Annotated in this window: 2 pseudogenes; one reads left to right on the top strand and one right to left on the bottom strand. The window is 59.3% G+C overall.

Annotated features, from left to right (window positions below):
• A pseudogene (locus EN749_RS36555) lies at positions 1 to 273 on the bottom strand (DUF2130 domain-containing protein); the annotation flags it as partial.
• 266 nt (positions 274 to 539) lie between these two features.
• Here EN749_RS36555 and EN749_RS36560 point away from each other — a divergent pair.
• A pseudogene (locus EN749_RS36560) lies at positions 540 to 848 on the top strand (hypothetical protein); the annotation flags it as partial.

The following is an 848-nucleotide window of genomic DNA, read 5'->3' on the forward strand; positions in this document are numbered from 1 at the left end:
CTCCTCGGCCGTGATAGCCGCTCGCTCAAGCTTGATTTTTGCGGCCACCTGGCTGTCGATGTCGGCCTGGGCGGCATCAATTGCGGCTTGCTTGCGTTGAAGCTCTTCCTCTCGCGCCGCGATCGATGCGTTGCTCTGCGCCAGACGCCGCTCATAATCCTCGCGGGTGGCGGCAATCAGGGGAGCCGCGAGCGATTCGTTCAGCTTGATGTCGGCCTTGCAGCTTGGGCAGCTGATTGTCGGTTCATTGAGAACCCTGGGCTGGACTGTCATTCGCGGTGACTCGCTGAGGGCTGATGTAGTCCCAGACTATATATTACCGGTCGCTTTTGGAAAAGAACAAAAAGTGAACAGGAGTGTTATCCCCAGCGTAAGGTAAGGAGGGTAGGATCGAAGCCGACATTCGCGAGGTCGGCGATCGACAACGATCATGGCGATCGCCCGCATCTTACGCAGCGGGCCACGACGTGAGTCTGGTGGGTCTTCCAAGCGCCGATTTGGCCGGTTAGGGTTTGCGGGGGGCGCGAACAGCCGGATGAATGAACGTGATGATGCTGGAAAAACTGCGTGCCTGTTGGGGATTTAGCCCGACCGTCGATCGGAACGTCGCCCTGGTCGAAGGCTTTCTGAAAGGCAAGCGCTTTGCCGACCTGGCGCAGGAACATGGCTTGTCGATAACGAGGGTGCGCCAAATCATCGAGAGGGCCGATCGGCACGTGGGCGGCGGCATCGTGACCGAGGCTGAACCGTCCAAGGCCTCGCCTCGATCTGATTTCATGGTCGACTATCCGTATGTGTGGAAGCTGGCCGAGCTGCACCGGCTCGGTAGCGTCACGCCGCATCATTTC

The organism is Mesorhizobium sp. M7A.F.Ca.ET.027.02.1.1 (assembly GCF_004022985.1).
In the GTDB taxonomy this organism is placed as follows: Bacteria; Pseudomonadota; Alphaproteobacteria; order Rhizobiales; family Rhizobiaceae; genus Mesorhizobium.